General features: G+C 39.6%; 12 protein-coding genes. 4 read left to right on the top strand and 8 right to left on the bottom strand.

Translation table 11 applies throughout. The annotated features are described in order from the left end of the window. Positions 1–640 precede the first annotated feature (640 nt). Positions 641–1,339 (top strand): alpha/beta hydrolase, encoded by a 699-nt coding sequence (locus tag Q0976_RS09140; RefSeq protein ID WP_299493217.1) that lies wholly within the window; start codon positions 641–643, stop codon positions 1,337–1,339. A 12-nt stretch (positions 1,340–1,351) separates the two neighbouring features. Here the strand turns inward: Q0976_RS09140 and Q0976_RS09135 are convergent, their stop codons facing one another. Then, entirely contained in the window at positions 1,352–2,503 is a 1,152-nt protein-coding gene (locus Q0976_RS09135; RefSeq protein WP_299493216.1) for a methionine aminotransferase, read from the bottom strand. Positions 2,504–2,784: 281 nt separating this feature from the next. Here Q0976_RS09135 and Q0976_RS09130 point away from each other — a divergent pair, with 281 nt between their 5' ends. Next, positions 2,785–4,362: an ATP-binding cassette domain-containing protein gene (locus tag Q0976_RS09130; RefSeq protein WP_299493215.1), complete on the top strand. Its 1,578-nt coding sequence runs from the start codon at positions 2,785–2,787 to the stop codon at positions 4,360–4,362. Between the two features lie 109 nt (positions 4,363–4,471). Here the strand turns inward: Q0976_RS09130 and Q0976_RS09125 are convergent, their stop codons facing one another. Further along, the gene (locus tag Q0976_RS09125; protein WP_299493213.1) at positions 4,472–5,278 is read right to left on the bottom strand and encodes an enoyl-CoA hydratase-related protein; all 807 of its coding nucleotides are present in this window, start codon (positions 5,276–5,278) and stop codon (positions 4,472–4,474) included. Between the two features lie 365 nt (positions 5,279–5,643). Between Q0976_RS09125 and Q0976_RS09120 the strand changes: the two genes are divergently transcribed. Together Q0976_RS09120 and Q0976_RS09115 are read left to right on the top strand one after the other, a co-directional pair. Next, positions 5,644–6,873 carry an SGNH/GDSL hydrolase family protein gene (locus Q0976_RS09120; RefSeq protein WP_299493211.1) on the top strand — a complete coding sequence of 410 codons (1,230 nt, stop codon included), beginning with the start codon at positions 5,644–5,646 and terminating at the stop codon, positions 6,871–6,873. 453 nt (positions 6,874–7,326) lie between these two features. Beyond that, positions 7,327–8,826, top strand: coding sequence for a glycine-rich protein (locus Q0976_RS09115; RefSeq protein WP_299493209.1), 1,500 nt, complete (start codon positions 7,327–7,329; stop codon positions 8,824–8,826). A 77-nt stretch (positions 8,827–8,903) separates the two neighbouring features. Here Q0976_RS09115 and Q0976_RS09110 read toward each other — a convergent pair whose 3' ends face one another. The 6 genes from Q0976_RS09110 to aceE form a co-directional block, all read right to left on the bottom strand. Beyond that, positions 8,904–10,964 carry a M13-type metalloendopeptidase gene (locus Q0976_RS09110; RefSeq protein WP_299493207.1) on the bottom strand — a complete coding sequence of 687 codons (2,061 nt, stop codon included), beginning with the start codon at positions 10,962–10,964 and terminating at the stop codon, positions 8,904–8,906. 197 nt (positions 10,965–11,161) lie between these two features. Further along, a complete protein-coding gene (locus tag Q0976_RS09105; RefSeq protein WP_299493205.1) occupies positions 11,162–13,378 on the bottom strand; it encodes a patatin-like phospholipase family protein in 2,217 nt (738 codons plus the stop codon). A gap of 34 nt (positions 13,379–13,412) precedes the next feature. Further along, positions 13,413–17,813 carry an EAL domain-containing protein gene (locus tag Q0976_RS09100; RefSeq protein ID WP_299493203.1) on the bottom strand — a complete coding sequence of 1,467 codons (4,401 nt, stop codon included), beginning with the start codon at positions 17,811–17,813 and terminating at the stop codon, positions 13,413–13,415. A gap of 686 nt (positions 17,814–18,499) precedes the next feature. Continuing rightward, positions 18,500–19,930, bottom strand: a complete 1,431-nt coding sequence (gene lpdA, locus Q0976_RS09095; protein ID WP_299493201.1) for a dihydrolipoyl dehydrogenase — start codon at positions 19,928–19,930, stop codon at positions 18,500–18,502. A gap of 166 nt (positions 19,931–20,096) precedes the next feature. Beyond that, the gene (gene aceF / locus Q0976_RS09090; RefSeq protein ID WP_299493199.1) at positions 20,097–21,992 is read right to left on the bottom strand and encodes a pyruvate dehydrogenase complex dihydrolipoyllysine-residue acetyltransferase; all 1,896 of its coding nucleotides are present in this window, start codon (positions 21,990–21,992) and stop codon (positions 20,097–20,099) included. A 12-nt stretch (positions 21,993–22,004) separates the two neighbouring features. Beyond that, positions 22,005–24,665 carry a pyruvate dehydrogenase (acetyl-transferring), homodimeric type gene (gene aceE / locus Q0976_RS09085; RefSeq protein ID WP_299493197.1) on the bottom strand — a complete coding sequence of 887 codons (2,661 nt, stop codon included), beginning with the start codon at positions 24,663–24,665 and terminating at the stop codon, positions 22,005–22,007. Positions 24,666–24,738 lie beyond the last annotated feature (73 nt).

Genomic DNA, 24,738 nt, shown 5'->3' with positions numbered 1-24,738 from the left:
TGCTTGAGGAATATCATCATCTAACAGGAAACCTATCAAGGTAAGTGGCTTGGAATGTTAACCTTAATTTATATCATCGCATGGATTGCGCCTGTTCTCTTTATCGCTTGTTCTTCTAAACTATCCAAATTTGAGAAAATTGCTTGGATTGTAGCCATCATTTTTATTTCTTGGTTTGCTTTTATTGTTTACTTATTGATTAGAAAAAAATTGAATAAGCTAAGAACGTCCTAGTCTTCTAAGCCTCCTTTTTTTAATAAAGGGGGCCATAAAATACGTTTATCTCAAACATCATTTACTCACGAAAGATCTCCAAGCTCTAGTCATAATCACGAATAACATAATGAAAAAGAAGCATCCAATTTATCTTTCTGCCTCACCCGATCTTAAAAAACTTTCTAATTCAATCTAATAAATAAAATCCATCATGAATATAGTAAAGATAAAATCATGATTTATTACTACTAAAAGACGCTGTTTTCCTGTGCATAAATCGATACATTTTGATCATATTTAATGAAATATTGCTAAGATAAAACAAGTAAGCGTTGTTTTACTCCGCTTAACCTCTTAACAAAAGCAACCAATTGATTGTAAAATAACCACTCGCAACATCAGAGATTTTTTGAACGGCGGCTCAATGAAAGAAAAAATTTATTTACTCCCTGGTACTATGTGTAATGCCAAACTATGGGATAAGCTCTCAAGCTTATTGAGTAAAGAATATGATTTATTCCATATTCCCATTCTGAGTGGGCTCGATTTAGACAGCATTACCGACTCATTAGAAGAAATCATTCAAGAACAAAAAGTCAATATTGTGGGTTTCTCAGTGGGGGGATATATTGCAGCCTACTTTTCTACAAAATATCCCCATAGAGTTAATAAGGTTTTTATCATTTCAAATAGCCCCTGCCCTTTATCAGCCAATGAAATTACCGGACGAGAAGAAACACTCGAATACATCAATACCTACGGTTATAAAGGGATCACTCGTCAAAAGGCCAATAGCATGTTAAATACACATGCTCAAAACGAAGAAATTATCGATACTATCATGCGTATGGATATGGAATTAGGTGAAAAAACCCTTAAAAGTCAGCTCAAATGGACAACACACAGAGAGGACTTATTTGAAGCACTAACGGATCTATCAATCAATATTACTTTTTTTTACAATACGCAAGATCCGTTAATTAACACTGAATGGTTAGTCAAATTTGCTAACAGTTATCATAATTGTACGCTTCTCCCTAATGAATCATCTGGGCATATGCTTCCCTTGGAAGAACCTTCAATATTATCCAACCATTTAATGGATTGGCTTAAGCCCACTTAAACACAAGTGATACTATAATTGATTCAATATTTCAGCCGCTCGAATTAATGTCGCATCATCTTTTGCAAAACAAAAACGCAAGTACTTGTCTTTTATTGCTTGCTGAGAAAAAACAGAAATAGGAATCGCAGCGATACCTGTATCAACTGTCAAGCGCTTGGCATAATCCACATCATGCTCTGCAGTAATACCACTATATTCTAATAATTGAAAAAATGTCCCTTTAGATGGCGTTAACTTGAACTTAGAATCCTTTAATAGTCGACAGAATAAATCTCTTTTTTGCTGGTAAAACTGAGGAAGCGCTAAATAATGCTGCGGAGAGCTTTTCATAAAATCAGCTAAGGCAAATTGTAAAGGTGTGGCAGTATCAAAGGTAACAAATTGATGTACCTTTCTAAACTCATTACTCAGCATCGGCGGCGCAATACAATAACCCACTTTCCATCCCGTTACATGATACGTTTTTCCAAACGAGAAAATGGCAAAGCTACGTCGATATAAATTAGAATATCTCAGCACACTTTGATGAGCTTCTCCTTCAAAAACAATATGTTCATATACCTCATCAGATATGACAAATAAGTCATGTTCATCGACAATGTCAGCTAACTGTTGTAAATCTTCTTCTGTCAGTATTGCCCCTGTTGGATTATGAGGACTGTTGATAATAATTAACCGTGTACGATGATTAATTGATGCCCTCACTCGCGCCCAATCAATATGATAATCAGGCCTCACCAGCGTTAAGTGCACCACCTTTCCACCCGCCAAGCAAATAGCAGGCTCATAGGAGTCATAACAAGGGTCAAAAACAATCACTTCATCACTGGGTTTCACCACAGTTTGAATCGCACAAAATAACGCTTCAGTCGCACCAGAAGTAATTGTTACTTCTTCCTGAGCCCTTATTTTTAATTGATATAAATTGTCAACTTTCGCGGCAATTTGTTGTTGTAACAAAGGAACTCCAGCCATCGGAGCATATTGATTCTCACCCCGTTTCATATAAAAATGAACCCTTTCGATTAATGCCTTTGGACACTGAAAATCCGGAAACCCTTGAGACAAATTAATCGCATTATGCTCATTAGCTAATTGCGTCATCACAGAAAAAATCGTCGGCCCCACATGGGGTAATTTACTTGCCAGTGATAAATCCATCCAAACTCTCCATTCTATGCCCGCACTGTTTAGGGTTGATTTTTAACCGCGTTAGTCGTTAAAATAAACGATAACTCCACGATACAGATGACGCCAACATGAACAACTAACCCTATTATCCATTTTTAATTTTCATTTGGACTAATAGGATTAGACGCTGCTTCGTGATGATCTGTACACTCATTTATCGCTATCCATCAGCACTCTCTTACTGACAATGCTTACTCAACATTTGAGCCTATCAGTCAGCGTCTCATCCTCTCTCATTTAAGAGGATTACTATGCCTTTATTACACGCGACTCACCTTTCTTATCAATTTGAGAATGGTGTATATTTATTCAACAATATTTCTTGCTGTCTACAGGCACGTCTAACAGGCTTAATTGGACGAAATGGCTCAGGCAAGTCAATTCTTGCTGAGTTATTATCACAAAAGCGCATTCCAACAACAGGTTCTGTCACACTAAATACTCAAGTACAAGGCTACCATCAATACGCCTTGGATGATATTTCACCTCACCTCACCATCGCGCAATTCCTAGAGATAGAACATATACTTGATGCACTCGACATGATTGAACAAGGTCATATTGATACAAAATGGTTCGATATTATTGGTGATAACTGGCTATTGAAAGAAAAAATCTCACATTTACTGTTACAGCTCAAACTCCCCAGCGACACGCGCATGCTGTGTCAAAAACTCAGTGGAGGTCAACTTTCCTTCTTACGATTATGGAAACTGTTTCAATCCGACGCAGGCCTCTTGATTTTGGATGAACCTAGTAATCATCTAGATTTACAAGCAAAAAAATGGTTAATACAACAAATACAGCATTTTTCTGGGCATATTTTATTGATCAGCCACGACCGCTTATTACTCAGAGAAATGGAACATATTTGGGAACTCAGTTCATTGGGGTTAACTGAATACGGCGGTAATTACGATTGTTATGTAAACCAAAAAACACAAGATCAAGGTGCGATTGAACGTCAGTTATCTCAACTTCAAACACAACAAAAAAAAGAACAAAAACAGTATCAATCAAATAAAGAAAAAGCCGATAAACGTGCCGCAATGGGAAATAAAACCCGTAAAAAAGGCAGTCAATCAAAAATGTTACTCAATGCAATGAAAGACAAAGCCACCTCAAAAGCGTCAAGTCGCATCAAACAGTATCAATCCCACAGTAAGTCTTTGCAACAAGCAGTCAATCAACTTCATGCCCGTCAAGCACAGCCTCAAGAACATCACTTACCTTTACCCCAAACATCAAATAAAAAGACCTCCTTGCTTAGAATCGAAAGGGGGATATTACCTTTCGGCGATATACGCCCCATTCAGCTATGTCTTTATTCCAATGACAAAATTCACCTACAAGGCGCCAATGGCAGCGGAAAATCGACATTATTTAATGTATTACTAAAAAAAATCAACCTCAAACAAGGCAAGTTGCATATGAACACGGCGCTTTATTTTTTAGATCAACATATTGATTTAATGAGTAATAACCAGTCAATCTTAGAATATATTCAAGCCGATAACCACAGTCACAATGAAACACAAAACCGTACCCTCTTAGCGGGGATCGGTTTTAAAGGAGACACTGTTTATCGCCCAGTCCATCAATTAAGTGGAGGTGAAAGAGTCAAACTCGCCTTACTCACAGTCAACTTAAATGACCGTCAACCACTCATGTTACTCGATGAACCTGACAATCATCTCGATATTGAGTCAAAACAAATGCTGGCAAATATGTTAGCCGCTTATAAAGGTGCTTTTATGCTCATTAGTCACGATAACGCTTTTGTTAAACAATGTGGCATCACACAAACACTCACATTAGTGGATCTATAGCCTCCTAAAGGCCACTATTCCTACATTATCCTGTACCTTCATTTCACTTAGGGGTATCAATATTAAATACGAGTCTCAGCCAACATAAAAAGGAATTTAGCTATATTACTTAACTTGATTTGTTCATCTTATCAATAAGCAGATTTACCGCATTTAAATGTTCAGGTTCTTGATGAGCCATGCCTTGATAAACAGCACATATATCCAAAAAATCTGCTAATTGGGTGCGTTGAGCCGTTTTCATCAACCGTTTGGTTAATCGTAACGCCGCCGCAGGCTTATTGGCCATTTCCTGTGCCAACTTATTGGCTTCAATCAATAAAGAGTCTGATTCAACAACCTTTAATACTATACCTAACGCCTTAGCTTCCTGAGCATCAATAATTCTTCCCGTCATCGTCAATTCCGCTGCTTTTTGATAACCAATCAAGCGCTGCATAAACCAAGCCCCACCATCACCTGGGATCAACCCAAGATTAATAAAAGTTTCACCAAACTTGGCTTTGTTAGATGCCACTCGTAAATCACACATATTCGCCAAGTCAAATCCAGCGCCAATGGCTGCACCATTCACCGCAGCAATCACAGGCATTTCTGCCTGCTCCATCATTAAAGGGAGACGCTGAATACCTCGTCGATAACGCACCTCAAGCTCACTCACATTACCAGAAAAATCCCCCTGACGCTCCGCCATATCTTTTACATTGCCACCCGACGAAAACGCTAAACCAGTACCTGTAATGATCATAACCGCCACTTCTTCACAAGCATTAGCCCAAGTAATGGCTTGCACAATATCATCCACGATATGTGTTCCAGTCAGTGCATTACGCACATCATCACGATTGAACGTTAAAGTGAGTATATGATTTTCAAACGATAACATTGAATCAACAAGCTTAGGTAAAACATCCATAAAATATTCCTTTAAATCTTAAATAATAGCGTTAGTCAAACTCACTAAAAACAGGCCTATCATCCTCTCTAAACAATACCCTCTTCAATTACCCACACACATTGTTAACAAATTTAATCAATTAAGTTCCACCAAAGTTGGCTTTGATTAACAAATGTTAATTTCTATATTTATAGAATGTTAACTCTAATTAATAAAATAAGTAATCCTAAATTTAGCCTTCGCTAAAAGTATTATTAGTGTTAAAAGAAAACAAGGTGTTTACAAAAAACACACAATGACTTCAAGGATCCTATTCTTCGAAGGCAATTAGAGTCACTCAGATGGCTTACCAATAATAACTCGGTTAGATTGAAGGTGTATAAATGAAAAAGTATTCTTTACTGCCACTCTTATGTCTGTCTTTTTATGCAAATGCAGATACCAATATCCTATCTACAAAAGAAATCACTTCGATTCAAGAAGATGAAACAAAAACTTATGTAAAATGTTGGTATAGAACCGATGATAGCCATGATCAAGCAGCCACAGATTGGGAATGGGCATTAAAAGAAAATGGTAACTACTATAAGTTAAAAGGTTATTGGTACTCGGCTAATGACTGGAATGATATTTTTTATACCGAAACAACCAAGAGTGAAATTCAAGAGCGTTGTGAAGCGACCTTAGCCCTCGATGCTTCCTTTGCCGATATCACATATTTTGCAGCAGACAGTAGTTTCTCTCATAACCATAACGTTTGGACAAATGAAGCAGCGGAGCAATCAAATAGTATTAATAAAATTGTCAGCTTTGGTGACAGTATTTCAGACACGGGTAATTTTTATAACTTCTCTCAAGAGATTTTCCCCAATGACAGTACTTGGTTTTTAGGACACTTTTCTAATGGGTTTGTTTGGACCGAGTACTTAGCTAAATCTCTCGATCTCCCTTTATATACTTGGGCCATTGGTGGTGCAGCGGGTGAAGATCAATATGTCATTATTAAAGGCATTACAGGACAAATTGAAACTTACCTAGAGCAAGTGCAAGTTGCTCAAAATTATCAACCCCAAAATACGCTCGTCACTCTAGAAGTTGGCCTCAATGATTTTGTCAGTTACGATCGCACCGTTGCCGCAGTCAGTGAAGATTTAGAACAAGCTATCGATTTATTAATGGATAATGGCATAGAAAATGTACTATTCCTTAATCTTATTGATGCCAGCACAGCCCCGCAATTTAAATATGCCAGTGATGAGGATATTGAAAAAGTACAAAAAAGAATCGAAAAGTTTAATACGTTTATTGATGAGTTGGTGCCCGAACTTCAAGCACAAGGACTTAACATTAGTCTATACGATACCGAAAGTTTCTTTGAACAAATCATAACTACCCCAGAAAACTTTGGATTGCACAATGTCACCGATTCTTGTTTAGATATTAATGAAAACTCTTCTATTAATTATTTACAAACCCATGCACTAAGAGATGATTGTGCCCTTAATGGCTCAGACAGTTACCTTTTTTGGGGCGTTAGCCACCCGACAACTAAAATTCATGAAATCATCGCTGAAGATGTATTCAATAATGCATTAGAAAGCTTTACCTTCTAATTAAAAAATAGATAAATAACGCTAATCTAGAAAAGATAAAGCAAGTTGATTAACAATAATCAGCTTGTTTTATCTTATTGCCCAATACAATCATCACCGCTTTTTTCACAAAAACCCCCATAAAACTCTCTTCCCCTCCCGCCAAAAACCTGAATGAACATACATTAATGTCGATTTAATTTGACCAAAAACAACAAAATAACAACCTTAAATAACACTAATTTACATCATTTATTAACAAAAAAAAGCTTAATTTACTTTTAAAAACACATTTAGAAACAAAATTAAAATATTGAAAAGCACTCTGACTTAAATAACACTCAAATAAACCTTAACAAGGTAAGTAATTGAGTTTAAACACTAAAAATTAAGTTTTTACTCTAAAGATTAACCCAATATACGCTTGGCAAGCGTCATTGTAATATCAATTGCCAAGCTAAAGAGGTAACCCTCATGATTAAATTAATTACGGCTTGTTGTGCGTTATTTGCAATATCAACGAGCTTAAAAGCAAATGAAGTAAAACTGTTAGTAGATGATGAACTAACCCTCTATAGTCAAGAAAAGACTGTTGATTATTATGTTCCGGAAAGTACAACTGCAAAAGGGCTCACTGTTACTCTTCGAGGTGGAGATGGCGGCTATCGCTATGGCGTCAACTTTGGAATAAAAAGTAAGTTTGGTAAAGGTGGTGGTGGCGCAACCATAGAAACCCACTTCTTCATCGGTAACCAAGATAATGAAATCAATCCAGGCTCCGTTCTTCGATTAGTTGCCGCAGCAGCGGGAAGTTCAAGAGCCTATACTCTCGGAACGGCATGTGGAGGAGCTGGTGGTGGTAGTGCACTACTGATGAAAAGACATGTTGCCGATCCAGATTGGATTATTCTTGCCGTTGCGGGTGGCGGTGGCGGCGCAACCGGTGGCCCATCAAATAAAAGCTCAAACCATGGCGGTAATGGCGTTGCATGGGAAGCATCCTGTAAATTTGGGGTCTGTGAACAACGAGTCTGTCGCGTAGATTTAAGTCATCGAGATGGTAGTTCAATTCCTATATATGGTGAACACGGCGGTTCCGTTGAGGGCTTCTTAGGTGGTTATCCTGCAGGCAGTCAAGGTCAAAAAGATGGTAATCGCATTCAAGGCGGCTTTGGCTTTGGCGGCGGTGGTGCAGTAACAGGTCTAAATTGCCACTCAGGTGGTGGCGGTGGTTATTGTGGTGGTCTGTCTGGCAGGGAAAACAACGGTTCAGGTAAAGGTGGCAGCAGCTATATTAATCCTGATTTCGTCACCATTAACACCGTTAGAAAAGATGGTTCACAAGATCACACCACCACTCAAGGCCACGTATCTGTACTCTTAAATACTAAATTCAATGATTACACGCACGAGCATTTCCCTTTACATATTCAATCGGCCAATATAGAAACTGCCAACGACTTCATCACTTTAGATCAAGGTCATCTATCTGTACTTATAGGTCCAAATGAAGAAGGTAATGGAGATATCGATATTCTTAAAGAAGCCCATTTGACTAACCTGAATTATTTATTATTAGATCATGAAAACGATATTATGATGCTCTACCACAGTGAAGAGCAATACCCAGAGCAGATCAATGAATACAGAGAAATTATTTCTCAATGTGCAGAAAAAGTGGAAATTGCAGATATAGCATTAACAACCAACGCAGCAGAAGAAATCGTTACCAGTAACAACCCTGTAGTACGATACCAAGCAAAAGGTGAGCTCATCATGGAGAACCGCTCTGATGTGGAACAGAATAATGCTACACCGATTATTTCCTGTACCCCTGCATTTGGCAGCCTGATTGTCACTAACTTTAATAAAATAGACTACGACCCATTAGAAAAAAGACTTCATTTCCAAGGGTTCAACCTGTTTAACGGTAATATTCAAAACAGTTACTTGAAAGTAGGAGCTTACAATTAACCCAATGATTGACAAGCAAAAAGCGCATTCCATTGAATGCGCTTTTTATTTTCTACCTAACAATCATTCTTCAAGGCCTACCAGATTTTCACTCTCTGCTCTTCTGGAAAGTACATTTTGTCACTGGGCTGCACATCAAAGGCCTGATAAAAAGCAGGAATATTTCTTGGCGTCCCCATGGCACGGAAGTGACTCGGTGAATGCGGATCCACCAGCAAACGACGTTTAAGCTCTTCTTCACGGTAATTACGGCGCCACACTTGTGACCAGCCCATGAATAAGCGTTGCTCGCCGGTTAACCCATCAATAACAGGTGAAGGCTCACCCTTTAAGCTTAAACGATATGAACGCTCAGCAACCGTTAAACCGCCTAAGTCGCCAATATTCTCACCTAATGTCAGCTCACCGTTAACAAATTCATCAGGCAAGGCTTCATACTTTGAATATTGCGCTGCCAATTTGGCTGCACGCTTTTTAAACTCTGCTCTGTCTTCATCTGACCACCAATCGCGCAGGTTACCATCACCGTCATATTTTGCGCCCTGATCGTCAAATCCATGGCTAATTTCATGGCCAATTACCGCACCAATGCCGCCATAATTCACCGCATCATCAGCGTTCATGTCAAAGAAAGGCGGCTGCAAAATAGCAGCAGGGAAGACAATTTCATTCATCACAGGATTGTAATAAGCGTTCACTGTTTGTGGCGTCATATGCCATTCAGTGCGATCAATAGGCTTACCCAATTTACTGATCATTTTAGCGTATTCGAACTTAGCATAACGCTCATAGTTACCGACTAAGTCATCTGCTTTAATGGTCAGTTTACTGTAATCTTTCCACTTATCTGGATAGCCTATTTTATAAGTGAATTTAGATAGTTTTTCTTGCGCTGCCACTTTTGTTGCAGGCGTCATCCATTCTAATTCATTGATACTGACTTCAAAGCCTTTGATCAAATTCTGGATCATCACTTCCATTTTTGCTTTTGCTTCAGGCTTAAAATACTGTTGTACGTATTCTTGCCCAACGAGCTCACCCAGTACTTCATCTTCACCGTCCACTGCTTTTTTCCAGCGTGGTTTTTGCACTTCGATACCCATTAGGGTTTTGCCATGAAAATCAAAATGTAAATCGACAAAGTTTTTACTCAGTAGCTCAGCATACGCATCCACTAAATGAAAGGCCATATAGTCTTTCCACTCCTCCACACTAAATGAGTCAAAGTGTTTACCCAAATCGACAAAATAAGAAGGCTGCTCAACAATCATGTCTTTTGCTTTATTAAATCCAACGGCCTTAGCAAATTGAGGGAAATCAAAATCCGAGAGCTTAGCATTAAGCTGTTTAGCCGTCATTTTATTGTAGGTTTTATGGGCATCACGAGACTCCACGCGGCTCCATTGGCTCTTGGCAATAAACGTTTCAATTTTTGACACACTTTTACTGGCACGTTCCGAATAAACATACCCTGCTTGCGCCATAATATCTTCTACATATTGTTTTAGCGCAGCTCTATTTTGTTTGAATTTTTTCGTGTCTTTTAAATAATAATCCCGATCGGGCAAGGTTAACCCTGACTGGCCTAAATAAACGGCATTTTGGGTAGAGTTTTTCGCGTCGTTACCCACATAAAAGCTGAAGGGCATGGTCACGCCATTGGTCAGAAGTTCACCCATAATGCCAGCAACAGCATCATGATCTTTGGCCATATCGATTTGCTTAAGTAAGCTTTTTAGCGGCATAACACCCAGATTTTCAATCAAAGCTGTATTCATGTAGCTTTCATAAAAATCGCCAATTTTTTGCTCAGTAGAACCAGGCACCTTATTCTTTTTAGCAGCGCTTTTTTCAATAATGTCCTTTAATGCAGCTTGGCTTTGCTCATAGAGCACTGAAAAAGCACCATAGTTTGATTTATCTGCTGGAACAGGATGCGTGGCCAACCAAGTGCCATTAACACTATAGTAAAAATCATCTTGAGGACGAATAGTGGTATCGAAATTAGCTTTATCGATACCAGAAGCCAAGTTAGATTGATTTTTATCAGTACTGGTGTTGAATAACCCACTACTTCCACAAGCAACCAATCCTAAGCTTAACGCTACAGATATTGCTAGACGACTTACTTTTTTCATACCATCCCCAATTTTATTGTTCTATTACCTATTTTATATTTAAGCTACCTGACAATATCAGTTTTAAATCACTTAAATATACATATTTTCCATATAAAAAATTATTCGCATGTTATTCCATAGCGATGCAATAAACAACTACAGTTATGTAACTAAAACTTTACAAAAAAAGGGCGAAGGAGAGACATAGCATTAAATTACCATGTATTTCCCATAAACAAGAAAGCACTTTGTTCACCGGTATTGGTAAAGCCAAAACCCAGCGCTGTGGGCCCTATTCCGGTATCTGTCCCTAAAAATAAACTTCCAGAATAAATTAAATCTCCAAAATCAATGGCATCTCTTTGCTGCCAGACATTACCCGACTCTAAACTGGTCCCTAAATAAAGAGGAAATTGCGTCAAGCCTAATACATCTCGACCTAGATCATACTGATAAACCAACGCACTAAACACTTTATGCGACCCTACTAGCGCATTTTGGTGGTAACCCGATAAATTTAAAAACCCCCCTAAAGATGAGGTATTGACGGTAAAAAAGGTATCAGTATCCACTGTCGCAAAAGAGGCTTTTCCCATAAGAACATGGTTCTTGATCCTAATGGCACCACGCCAATTGGCTTCTATTTGAAATGAATAATCTTCATTATTTTCAACAAAACTTTGCTGATAATCTTCTTTGCGTAAATACATATCAAGGGTAAAGCGGTTACCCGAAGTCGGAAAGTTAATGCTATCAAGATCATCAAAACCAAACTTTAAATAGGCACCATAGCTGGAATAATCAAGTTCAAAAGGATCAACAGTATCATTACTCACTGAGCCTATTTCACCCAATCCACCCAGCTCGACACTGCCACCATTGGCGTAGTTAACTCCCAATCCCATCTCAGCACTATAGATTTTTTGTACCAACTCCAAATAGACAGTGTTATCTTGGTAGTACTGGATATTTGTCGATGAAAATTCCAATCGAGCTCGGCTAAAGTAACGCTCTTTAGGATCTAAAGGCTGATAAAACTCTGAAGCAAACATCTTGTTATACCCTAGCATCAATTCATTGCGCCACTCACCTCCATTCGTGGTCAAATTGGTCAAGGTATACGCCAAATTAACTTCAATGATGGAGTCATTATTAAAGTCATCTTCCCAACTAAATCCCAGTTGGAAATAATTTGGCCCCCAAGATTTATCGCGAGTAATGAGGGTTAAAACTCGCCCTTCGTCAGTATCACTGAATTCGGCATCCACTCGTTCAAATAAGTCCAGAGCATAAACACGCTCAATACCTTTATCTAATTGTTCAGTGGTAATATCTTCCCCAATTTTAATATCAAAAGTGTCTCGAATAAGCGACTCGTTCACTTGTGCATTATTATCAACCACAATGCGGATCACAGGTTTACGTAGCTCTTTACGCCACAAAGTACTGCGTTGCTTCTTATTATCAACGTAAGCGAGATATTCATTTTCTGGCACTTGTAAATCAAGTAAATCCTGCAGCTCACCTCGAGCAGCCTCTTGACCTAATAATAATGCAGTGGGCATTATGGAAAAATCGGCGGTACCCAAATCATCAATTTGAGGCCGAATAAGAATATCTTTTTCTGTAAGTAATTGCTTTTGTCTTGCTGCGCTCGCGTTGGTTAACATAGTGGATAGTTGACTTAACACATCAATCGTATTATTCAGCTCTTTCTTGCCCACCAAAGGAGAGCCAATATCCACAGCAATAATAATATCAGCCCCCATTGCTTGGGCGACAGAGACTGGCAAATTATTGGCAATTCCCCCATCAATAAGTAACTTACCGTCAATCACTGTTGGTGCTAATGCGCCGGGCACAGAAGCTGACGCTTGCATTGCTTGCACTATACTGCCTGAGCTTAAGATCACCGCATCGCTGGTTTCAAGATTTGTTGCCACCGCACGGTAGGGAATAGATAAATCATCAAAACTTGTAAACTCTTGCACTAAATTCGTTGATTGTCTCAGTAATTGCGACATACTCTGCCCACGCAAAATACCAGCAGGAAATTTAGCCTCATCATCACTATATCCCATATTAATAGGAATATTATATAGATCCCTTAATCCTTTATTGCGATAGCTTAATTCTTCTCTTGGAATTGAATCCGAATAACCCTTCGTCCAATCCGTATTCATCATAATCGATTCTATTTCTACTGCGCTATACCCCAGCGCATACATCCCGCCGACATAAGCACCAATACTGGTGCCCGCAATATAGTCAACCGGAATGCGGTTAGCCTCCAATACCTTTAACACACCAATATGCGCGGCCCCTTTTGCCCCTCCACCACTTAATACTAAGCCAATTGTCGGCCTATCTTGGGCAAACAACAAAAATGAATAGGGCAATAAACCGATGAGCAACAATAAACGAAGAACCATAAATTAGTCTTTAAATATTGATAAATAATAAGTTTTATGCAGTTAATGCAAATTGTTTAATATATGCCTGCATTGCATCCACGGGTAAGGGTTTAGAAAAATAATAACCTTGGATCTGATGACAGCCTCGACTTAGCACTTGTTGTAACTGTTCGTGAGTTTCTACTCCTTCGGCAATTAAATTCAAATTTAAATTTTTTGCCAACTCAATAATACTACTCACAATAGCCTGATCCGCTTTATTAACGGTGATATCCTTTAAAAAAGAACGATCAATTTTAAGGCTTGTGACATCAAAATGACGTAAATACGCTAATGATGAATATCCAGTGCCAAAATCATCAATGGCCACATTCACACCCAGTTGTCTTAATGCTGATAAGTGTGCTTTCGCAACATTTAGCTCTTTCATCAGTACACCCTCAGTAATTTCAAAAACAATATTTGATGGATTAGATTGCGTTTTCTGAAAAATATCTTTTACTGACTCGATAAAATCACTTTGTAAAAAATGAATACCTGAAATATTAATCGACAATTTTACATCGTGATTTTCTTTTTTATCCCATCGCCTATATTGCAAACAAGCTTGAGTTAACACCCAGCGATCGATATCAATAATGAGTCCACACCCTTCTGCTACTTTAATGAAGAGTTCTGGTTGAATATACCCCTCTTTAGGATGCTTCCATCTTAACAAGGCCTCCATGCCGATTAATTTATCCCCTTTTGCTGTATCTATCTGAGGTTGGTAATGTAACTCCAGCTCATTTCGCTCAATAGCCTTACGCAAATCTATCTCTAACCCCATATGATAAAGTGCTTGATCATTGCGCTCAGCGGAATAATATTGAATATTTCCCCTTCCCTCTTCTTTTGCATGATACATAGCAAGATCAGCATTTTTAATTAACGTTTCAGCTTGATTGGCATCTTCAGGCCATAAACTCACACCAATGCTAGTAGAAATATAAAATTCACGTCCATACAACGAAAAAGGTGCTGCAATCGCCTTCAACAGTTGCTGGCATAATTGATTCACCGCATCAATATGAGTGATATTAGGCAGAAGTAATACAAACTCATCTCCACCAAAGCGACATAGTGAGTCATCAGAAGGCACGCAGGCTTGTAATCGCTTGGCTGCTTCAATGAGTAATGCATCTCCCATACTATGACCGTAAGAGTCATTAATATGCTTAAAACGATCAAGATCTAAAAACAATAACGCCAATTTTTCATCTTTACGTTGCGCACGATAAATCGCTTTAGATAATCGATTAGAAAATAACGCGCGATTAGGCAAACCTGTCAACATATCAAAATTCGCCAGCTGCCGTAAATTTGCTTCTACCCGTTTTCTCTCAGTGATATCTGAAAAGACAGCCACAAAATGCGTTACCTCATTCCCACTGCCTATAATTGCTGAAATATTAAGCCAAATAGGACAAGGAGTGTTATTCTCACGTACTAACTCACATTCCCCCGTCCAAGTGACATTTTGAGATAACAACTCTGCAATAGTGCCAAATCGTCCGTTATAAAGTAAAACTAGTTCTGAAAAAGACCATCCCATTAATGACTCTTCTGCACCGATGAGTTCCTTGGCCGCTTTATTGGTGACTTTAACCTGTTCATGGCTGTCAAGAATTAATACACCTTCAGAAGTATTTTCAAAAGCTTGGGCTAATAATTTTATATCATCTTCTAATTTTCGCTGCTGAGTCACATCGGTAAAAATACCTGCAACACGCGTAATTTCACCCGAGGCTTCATTCCACTCGACAGGACGACCGCGGACTTTCATCCACCCCCATGATCGATCAAGACGCCGATAGCGATACTCATAATCAAAACGTTCCTTTTTGCCTGCTAACATATCATGCCAAGCATCAATAACAGCGTGTTTTTCTTTTTTATGAACCGGAAACTCACTTTCTTTTAAATAAACAAGCTTCTGTTCAACCCCTAACACCCCACTTTCATTTCCTAACCTAAATAAATCTGTTTCTCGTCGCCATTCCCATAACTCAGAATCACTGCCCTTTAAGGACTGACGTAATCTGTCTTCACTTTCGAGCAATGCATTATTGACACTTTTAAATGCTAAACCGTGCTGACGACGCAGTCCAAAACCAATTAAACAGACCCCCAATAAAATACATAACACAAACGCTGTAAACCAAGCCGATTGCCACCAAAACTCCTCAACTGTAAAAGAAAATAGCAAAGGCCGACTTGCCCATATTCCATTTTGCTGAACCAATACTTCTAATACATAATCGCCAGCTTTAAGCCCTAAAATATTAAGTTGAGGTTGTCCTTCCAACAGTAAATAATGACCATTTGTACTCGTACCGACTTCCATCAAACGGTATTTAAGCACCATTAAACTGTCATCTAAATAATCACTACGGCTCAATTGAAAAGTAATCAGTTTTGCACCAGGGGCTATCACATTCGCTTTCTCTGGTAATAAACTTAACTGAACACGATTATCATAATGCACATTTATTGACTCTATTAGTGCACTACTTTGTTGCACCCTATTTTTCAGTAATTGAGTATCTAATAGCATAGCGCCATTAGGTGTCCCCACATATAAACCTTCATTGGGGGCATAAAAATAAGCTCCTTGATTCAGTTCATTACTGATCAAGCCATCATTGTCATTAACGACCAATACTTCGTGAGTCGATTTATCTTGACGAATAATAGAAGAAGAGCACCCAATAATACGCGCTTTGTCAGTTTGCTGAATGAAGTACACGCTTTGGCAAGAAACCCCCCATAATTTCTCTAATGAACTGGCTTTATGGGTATTCACTTGAAATTCAATAAGGCCATTAACCGCCGTGCCTAACCACAACACACCCGGTCTTATTTCTTCAATAACATCGACACTAGAGGGAATATTATTAATCGATATCTCATTCAAATAGGAATGAAATTCATTATTTTCATCCAAGTACCCAAACAGATCATCTCCACCAATCCATAAACGATTGTTATCTCGATAAACAATATTAACTTTATAGAGTCCCTGATTATTTTCAGACAAACCTAACTTAATTTTTTTCGGTTTAGTCAATTTGGGTTGCCATAAAAACAACCCTGTACTCGTCGCAATCCACCACTTGTCAGGATATAAAGGATCTTGATAAGTGCTATAAATCACTTTATTTTCTAGAAAGTGACGCTGTGCCTGCCATTGGCTCTTCTTTTTATCCTGCTCATTTTTATCCACCACAAATAGGCCATTGGTGGTCGATAAAAGCAATTGTCCATCCACAAAATTATGGATTTGATAAATACTATTACTGATCTTAAAACCTTTAGGCATCACTCTTGTACTGGAATGCTTTTGCTTATCAACACGAATTAACCCGCCATCAGTCCCAAGCCATAACGCACTATCGTCGGATAAAATAGACCAAATAAGTTCATTAGATAGCTGATATGGTGGCGCACTGGATACCACATCCAATAAAAAGTCTGGCGCTTCCGCTAAAATGGCCACTCCATCACCTGAGCCACCAATCCAAATGAGGCCATTTGCATCAATATTAATGGCATAAATATAATCTAAATCAGTGGCTTGTTTTAACTCTCCTTTAAACGTCTTAACTTCGATTTGGTTAGGATGCCACTTTAATAGGCCAACACGCGTTGCTAACCAAAAATAACCTTGGCTATCTTCAGTAATTTTTGCCACATAATAAGGTAACTGAGTAATGGGTTTAACGCTGTAGTTTTGACTATCAAACTGATATAAGCCATGACTTGTCGCCATCCAAACCTGACCTTTGGAGTCTGTGAAGAGCTGCTTTATTGCCCCTAAAGTCTCATCCCAGCCCACTTGGGCTTCTCGTGCCCCAAACTTATCTCTGACCTGTAAACTATGCTCTGTCGCGACAACGATATTCTCTCCCATACTCGTCATATAACGCCAAGGAATATCAGGATGAAAAGGTAAATAGCTCAGTAACTCTAAGGAAAGATCTTGGCATGAAAATTTAAGTAACTCGCCATCATAGGTTAATAATAAATAACTGCCATCTGACAGCTTAATAAAATCAACAACCCCGTCAGCTTGATATTCTGGAAACAACGCCTTTGAGCCAAAACGAAGAAAACCATCTTGAATAACATCATATAAATACACTTGATGAGCTGTACTCACCAATACATATTGTTCATTTAATGGTTCGACTAAATAAAAAATATTCCTGTCTAAGTTTAACCCTGTTTCACGCTTATCGATGCGCCTAACCTTAGTATTGCTAACTCGATATAAACCTTCCTCAGTCGCAAGCCAAGTAAACCCGTGCACATCAAAACTAATATCTCGAACAGTTGTGCTGCTCAATCCATCACGATCACTAAACACTCGCTGCACTAAATCGTCAGCCTGTACAATATTAAGCAGACCCATAAAAATGCAGATCAAACTTAGTGCTATTTTTATTATTCTTTTTTTCATACAACTGACAGCAGATTTAACTATTATGTAAATGTATCATTTAGAGGATCTTTATTCACCTTTATATTAAATATGAGATACATTTTAAAAACATTGAGTCAGTATTAAAAGCCTGCATAATCCAGCCATAAACTCATAATCACTCAAAAAAGGCACGCATCAACAATTTGGATATAGGTAATATAATCAAAATCTTGAACTCAATTAATTTTTCTACCATCAAAAAAAACAGCCTAAAAAATCAATCTATCTAGCCTTAAAATACACCAACGTAAATTTTTGTCATCTTATGATAAAACTTGAATTTTTAGCATCAAACATAAATCAACGTAAAAAAAAACAAACAAATAATTAACAAATCTTATGAGTTAACTTTAAGGTTAACAAAAATTAATCCTCAAGCAAAGGTTGTTTTTCAAACAAAAGATAGTCTATAAAACGAATGATTAAAGGAAATATGATAAGAAAAAAGCGCTCAAAGAGCGCTTTTTATTAAAGGTGTTGACCTTCGAAGAAAACCCTTTATTTAAAAAGGAGTTAGAATGACTAAAGCGCAACTCCTCTCGCCGTGATTAAAACACGAGTATATGTCAGGTGCTATTTAACCTGAAAAGGTCAACAACTCCTATGACTCAATATTACTTTTTCTTTTTTGCCTTAGGGTTAGGCAGATCAGTAATGGAACCTTCATACACTTCAGCAGCTAATCCCACTGACTCATGTAATGTAGGATGAGCATGAATCGTTAAGGCTAAATCTTCAGCATCACAACCCATTTCAATCGCAAGTCCAATCTCACCTAATAGCTCACCACCGTTCACACCAACAACGGCGCCACCAATCACGCGATGAGTCTCTTTATCAAAGATTAGCTTAGTCATGCCTTCGCTTGCATCTGATGCAATCGCGCGACCACTCGCTGCCCACGGGAAGTTAGCCGTTTCATAAGCAATACCTTGCTCTTTAGCTTCTTTCTCTGTAAGGCCAACCCAAGCCACTTCAGGCGCAGTGTAAGCAATGGATGGAATAACTTTTGGATCAAAGAAATGCTTCAGACCAGAAATGACTTCAGCAGCAACATGGGCTTCATGAACCGCTTTATGTGCCAACATAGGTTGACCCACAATATCACCAATTGCAAAAATATGCGGTACATTCGTACGTAATTGCTTATCAACATTGATGAAACCACGCTCATCAACATTCACGCCCGCTTTATCAGCATCCAATGATTTACCATTTGGAGTACGGCCAATCGCCACTAATACCGCATCATAACGTATCGGCTCGGCAGGTGCGCCTTTACCTTCCACAGAAACATAGATACCATCATCTTTTGCTTCAACCGCAGTCACTTTAGTTTGTAGCATCAAGTTAAATCTATCTTTAACTTGCTTAGTGTAGTTACGAACAATATCTTTATCTGCCGCAGGGATAAGCTGGTCAAGCATCTCTACGACATCAATTTGACTGCCTAGCGACGAGTAAACAGTGCCCATTTCAAGGCCAATAATACCGCCACCCATAATCAGTAACTTACCAGGGACTTCTTTCAGTTCTAACGCATCAGTAGAATCCCAAATACGCGGATCTTCATGAGGAATAAAAGGTAACTGAATAGGACGAGAACCTGCAGCAATAATGGCATTCTCAAACTGAATAACAGTCACAGTACCGTCTTCAGCTGTCACTTCAAGTGTATTCGGCCCCGTGAATTTACCTAGGCCTTGTACATTATTCACTTTGCGCATTTTAGACATGCCAGCGAGTCCGCCAGTCAACTGTCCAACCACTTTTTCTTTAAAGCCACGCAGTTTATCTAAATCAATTTTTGGCTCACCAAAAGATACGCCGTGATGAGCAACTTCTTTCGCTTCTTCTATCACTTTAGATATGTGTAATAAAGCTTTAGATGGGATACAGCCAACGTTTAAGCAAACACCACCTAAGGTGCTAAAACGCTCAACTATAACAGTCTCTAGGCCTAAATCGGCTGCGCGAAAGGCTGCTGAATAACCGCCTGGGCCTGCGCCTAGTACGACTACCTGAGTTTTGATTTCGTTACTCATGTTTTCCTCTATTCTTCTCATTACGTTGACGGCACCAAAGATCTGATATCGACATTTAGATATTGCTAAATCTTGTAGGGTGGCCGCATTTTAACCTGTGTTTGACACTGATCACAATCTTTGACTAATGATTAAAAAGGCGTCCTGCACAGAGACGCCTTTTTTTCTATAAAATCAAGGTGCGAATATCAGATAAACACCCATTTAAATATGTAACAAAACGCGCACCATCAGCACCATCGATAACACGATGATCATAACTCAGTGATAATGGTAACATTAGCCTTGGAATGAAATCGCTGCCGTTCCATACGGGTTTCATTTCAGATTTAGACACTCCTAAAATAGCCACTTCAGGTGCATTAACAATCGGAGTAAAGGCCGTTCCACCTAATCCACCTAAACTGGAAATAGTAAAACACCCTCCTTGCATGTCTGCCGCTGTCAATTTACCTTGGCGAGCTTTCTTAGACACCACCATTAATTCAGCTGACAGCTCATGAATACCTTTCTTATTCACATCTTTAAATACAGGTACCACGAGGCCATTAGGTGTATCAACCGCAATACCAATATTCACGTACTTCTTCAAAATCAGGCTTTCACCATCTTCCGATAGAGAAGAATTAAAATTAGGGAAGGCCTCCAGCGCCTTTGCCGCCGCTTTCATGATAAATACAAGAGGTGTGATTTTCATGCCGGAGTCTTTTTTCGCTTCCGCCGCATTTTGTGCCTTACGGAAAGCTTCTAACTCTGTAATATCGGCATTATCCCACTGCGTAACATGAGGGATTTTTACCCAGTTACGGTGCAGGTTCGCGCCGGATATTTTTTGAATTTTAGACAGCGGCTTCACTTCAGTTTCACCAAACTTACTAAAATTGACTTTAGGCCAAGCCAATAAGCCTAATTCTGAACCTTGAGCTTGTCCGGCTGGTGCTTTGCCTGATTCAACTTGCTTAACCGCTGCTTTAACGTAATTTTGCACGTCTTCTTTAAGCACGCGATTTTTACGGCCGGTTCCTTTCACTTTCGCAAGGTTCACACCAAACTCGCGTGCTAAACGACGAATAACCGGTGAAGCATGGGCATATTCTTTATTTTCAACAAAATCACTGCTTGATGCAGCCTGACTTTGTATTGCCGATACTACTGGCACAACAGCTGATGCTGGCGCCGATGTTGTTGCTATAGCAGCTTGAGGTGCTGGGGCTGCGCCTTCTACTTCAAAGACCATAATTAACGATCCAGTAGAGACTTTATCACCGACTACAACTTTAATGTCTGTCACTTTACCAGCAAAAGGGGCTGGTACTTCCATTGAGGCTTTATCACCCTCAACGGTGAGCAATGCTTGCTCTTCTTCAACAACATCACCAATGGCAACCATGATTTCAGTGACTTCAACTTCATCACCACCGATATCTGGAACATTAACGTCTTTGGTACCTGAAACGGCTTGCGCTGTTGGCGCAGCAGGTGCTGCAGCAACAGGCGTTTCAACTTGCACGCTTTGACCACCAGCAACTTCAAACACCATGATTAAAGAGCCTGTCGATACTTTATCGCCTTGGCTAACTTTAATTTCTTTTACGACACCCGCTTGCGGCGCCGGGACTTCCATTGACGCTTTATCACCTTCAACGGTTAATAGTGCTTGTTCTTCAGTAACGGTTTCACCCACAACCACTAAAATTTCAGTCACTTCAACTTCATCGCCGCCAATATCGGGAACAAGAATATCTTGAGGTGCACTAGCTGCAATCGCTTGAGGTGCAGTCGCAGCGACTTGAGGAGCAGGTGTTGCAGCAGCAACCTCTTGTGATCCTGCATCAGCGTCAAACACCATAATAAATGAGCCTGTTTCGACTTTATCGCCAACAGCCACTTTAATTTCTTTGACAACACCCGCTTGCGGTGCAGGCACTTCCATCGCAGCTTTATCGCCTTCGACAGAAATCAACGCCTGCTCTAACTCAACAGTATCACCGACATTAACCAAAATCTCAGTGACTTCAACCTCATCAGTACCTATGTCCGGTACATTAATTTCGATTGTCATTCTTTTTGCCTCTTATGCGTAAAGGGGATTGCGCTTATCTGCATCAATATCAAATTTAGCGATAGCATCGCTAACGACACTGGCTTCTATCTCACCGGTTTTCGCTAATTCAGATAATGCAGCAACAACAACATAACCCGCATTCACTTCAAAGTGGCGACGCAGGTTTTCGCGGCTATCTGAGCGGCCAAATCCATCGGTACCTAATACTTTAAATGATTGCGCAGGCACGAAAGCACGAACTTGTTCAGCATAGTTTTTCATGTAGTCGGTCGCCGCAATCGCAGGCGCTGAATTCATGACTTGTGCAAGATATGACACTTTAGGCGTCTCAGTTGGGTGTAACATGTTATAACGCTCAACATCCTGCCCTTCACGAGTAATTTCGTTAAAGGAAGTGACAGAATAAAGATCTGAACCCACACCATAGTCTTCGCTAAGAATTTGCGCAGCTTTACGTACTTCATTCATGATAGTACCCGAGCTCATTAGCTGCACTTGTTTGTCACCTGCATAGGTTTCAAGTTTATAGATCCCTTTACGGATCCCTTCTTCGGCGCCTTCTGGCATCGCAGGCATCGCGTAGTTTTCATTCATTACGGTTAAGTAATAAAAGACATTCTCTTGTTCGCCATACATACGACGAATACCGTCTTGCATAATGACAGCCACCTCATAAGCAAATGTCGGATCATAAGAGATACAATTAGGAACAGTATTGGCTAGAATATGACTGTGACCGTCTTCATGTTGCAGACCTTCACCATTTAAGGTTGTACGACCAGCCGTTGCCCCCAGTAAGAAACCGCGTGCTTGTTGATCGCCCGCCATCCATGCCATATCACCCACACGTTGGAAGCCAAACATAGAGTAATAAATATAGAATGGGATCATCGGTAGATCGTTAGTACTATAGGACGTTGCCGCAGCCACCCAAGATGACATTGCCCCTAATTCGTTAATCCCTTCTTGTAGCACTTGACCTGATGTCGCCTCTTTATAATAGGACACTACACCTCTGTCTTCAGGGGTATATTCTTGGCCATGAGGATTATAAATACCGATTTGACGGAATAAGCCTTCCATACCAAAAGTACGCGCCTCATCAGCAATAATAGGCACCACGTTCTTACCAATATTTTTGTTCTTCAACAAAATATTGAGCGTTCTCACAAACGCCATCGTCGTGGAGATATCACGTTTTTGCGCGTCTAATAACGGCTTAAACTCTTCCACTTCAGGCACAATCAGTTCTTGAGTGAAATTAGGCAAACGTTGCGGCGTATAACCATGCAAAGCTTGACGACGAGCATGTAAATATTCGTACTCTTTTGAACCTTCTTCAAGCTTCACATAAGACAAATTATCCACATCTTCATCTGAGATTAAATGCGCTAAACCAAGGCGAGAGCGCAATTGGCGCACATGGGTCATGTCCATCTTTTTCACTTGATGGGCAATATTTTTCCCTTCTGCCGCATCCCCCATACCGTAACCTTTAACGGTTTTAGCAAGAATAACCGTTGGCTTACCTTTGGTATCTTGAGCATTTTTAAATGCAGAATACAATTTAGAAGACTGATGACCACCCCGTTTAAGGGCAAAAATTTGGGCATCGGTCATATCGGCCACTAATGCTGCAGTTTCAGGGTATTTACCAAAGAAATGCTCTCGCACATAAGCGCCATCTTTTGACTTGAAGGTTTGATAATCACCATCAAGGGTTTCGTTCATCAGTTGTAGTAACTTGCCTGAATTATCTTTAGCTAACAATGAATCCCAGTTGTTACCCCAGATAACTTTAACGACATTCCAGCCAGCCCCTTTAAATAGGCCTTCAAGCTCTTGAATGATTTTACCGTTACCCATAACAGGGCCATCAAGACGCTGTAAGTTACAGTTAACAAGGAAACATAGGTTATCTAACTTTTCACGTGCAGCAAAAGAAATCGCACCACGTGATTCGGGCTCATCCATTTCACCGTCACCTAAGAAGGCATACACACGTTGAGCACTAGTATCTTTCATACCGCGCCCATCAAGGTACTTAAGGAAGCGCGCTTGATAAATAGCAGAAATAGGACCTAATCCCATCGAAACAGTTGGGAACTGCCAAAATTCAGGCATTAATTTAGGATGCGGGTAAGATGGAATACCTTTACCGTCTACTTCTTGGCGGAAGTTATCTAACTGTTCTTCAGTTAAACGTCCTTCCACAAAGGCCCGAGAATATATACCAGGAGAGATATGACCTTGATAATAGACCAAATCTCCACCATCAACCTCATTTGGCGCACGGAAAAAGTGGTTAAAACACACCTCATAAAACGCAGCCGATGACTGAAACGATGCCATATGCCCGCCCAGTTCAAGATCTTTCTTTGAGGCGCGTAATACTATCATAATCGCATTCCAGCGAATAATAGAGCGAATGCTGTGCTCTAATGTAGTATCCCCTGGGTAAGCAGGTTCTTGGGATGCTGGAATAGTATTAATGTAATTGGTAGTGATGCCTGTAGGCATATCCACACCATCTAAGCGTGCTTTATCAAGTACTTGCTCAAGTAAATATTGTGCACGTTCAACACCCTCTTCACGAACAACTGACTCTAAAGCCGCTAGCCATTCTTGGGTCTCAGATGGATCTAAATCTTGTAGCATATGTTCAGACATGACACTGTCCTTTCCTATATACAGAGTTATCATTGGAAAATAAGTTAAATTTGGTTTACCCAAACCCTTTGGA

The organism is uncultured Shewanella sp. (genome assembly GCF_947501665.1).
Taxonomy (GTDB): domain Bacteria; phylum Pseudomonadota; class Gammaproteobacteria; order Enterobacterales; family Shewanellaceae; genus Shewanella.
Note: the sequence above shows the minus strand (reverse complement) of the source record. Positions and strands in the feature narration are given on the sequence as shown.

Coding starts and splice junctions, on each gene's coding strand:
- Q0976_RS09100 (WP_299493203.1), bottom strand. CDS start 17,813: ATGGGTCTGCTTAATATTGTACAGGCTGACGATTTAGTGCAGCGAGTG.
- aceF (WP_299493199.1), bottom strand. CDS start 21,992: ATGACAATCGAAATTAATGTACCGGACATAGGTACTGATGAGGTTGAA.
- aceE (WP_299493197.1), bottom strand. CDS start 24,665: ATGTCTGAACATATGCTACAAGATTTAGATCCATCTGAGACCCAAGAA.
- Q0976_RS09140 (WP_299493217.1), top strand. CDS start 641: ATGAAAGAAAAAATTTATTTACTCCCTGGTACTATGTGTAATGCCAAA.
- Q0976_RS09105 (WP_299493205.1), bottom strand. CDS start 13,378: ATGGTTCTTCGTTTATTGTTGCTCATCGGTTTATTGCCCTATTCATTT.
- Q0976_RS09110 (WP_299493207.1), bottom strand. CDS start 10,964: ATGAAAAAAGTAAGTCGTCTAGCAATATCTGTAGCGTTAAGCTTAGGA.
- Q0976_RS09115 (WP_299493209.1), top strand. CDS start 7,327: ATGATTAAATTAATTACGGCTTGTTGTGCGTTATTTGCAATATCAACG.
- lpdA (WP_299493201.1), bottom strand. CDS start 19,930: ATGAGTAACGAAATCAAAACTCAGGTAGTCGTACTAGGCGCAGGCCCA.
- Q0976_RS09135 (WP_299493216.1), bottom strand. CDS start 2,503: ATGGATTTATCACTGGCAAGTAAATTACCCCATGTGGGGCCGACGATT.
- Q0976_RS09120 (WP_299493211.1), top strand. CDS start 5,644: ATGAAAAAGTATTCTTTACTGCCACTCTTATGTCTGTCTTTTTATGCA.
- Q0976_RS09130 (WP_299493215.1), top strand. CDS start 2,785: ATGCCTTTATTACACGCGACTCACCTTTCTTATCAATTTGAGAATGGT.
- Q0976_RS09125 (WP_299493213.1), bottom strand. CDS start 5,278: ATGGATGTTTTACCTAAGCTTGTTGATTCAATGTTATCGTTTGAAAAT.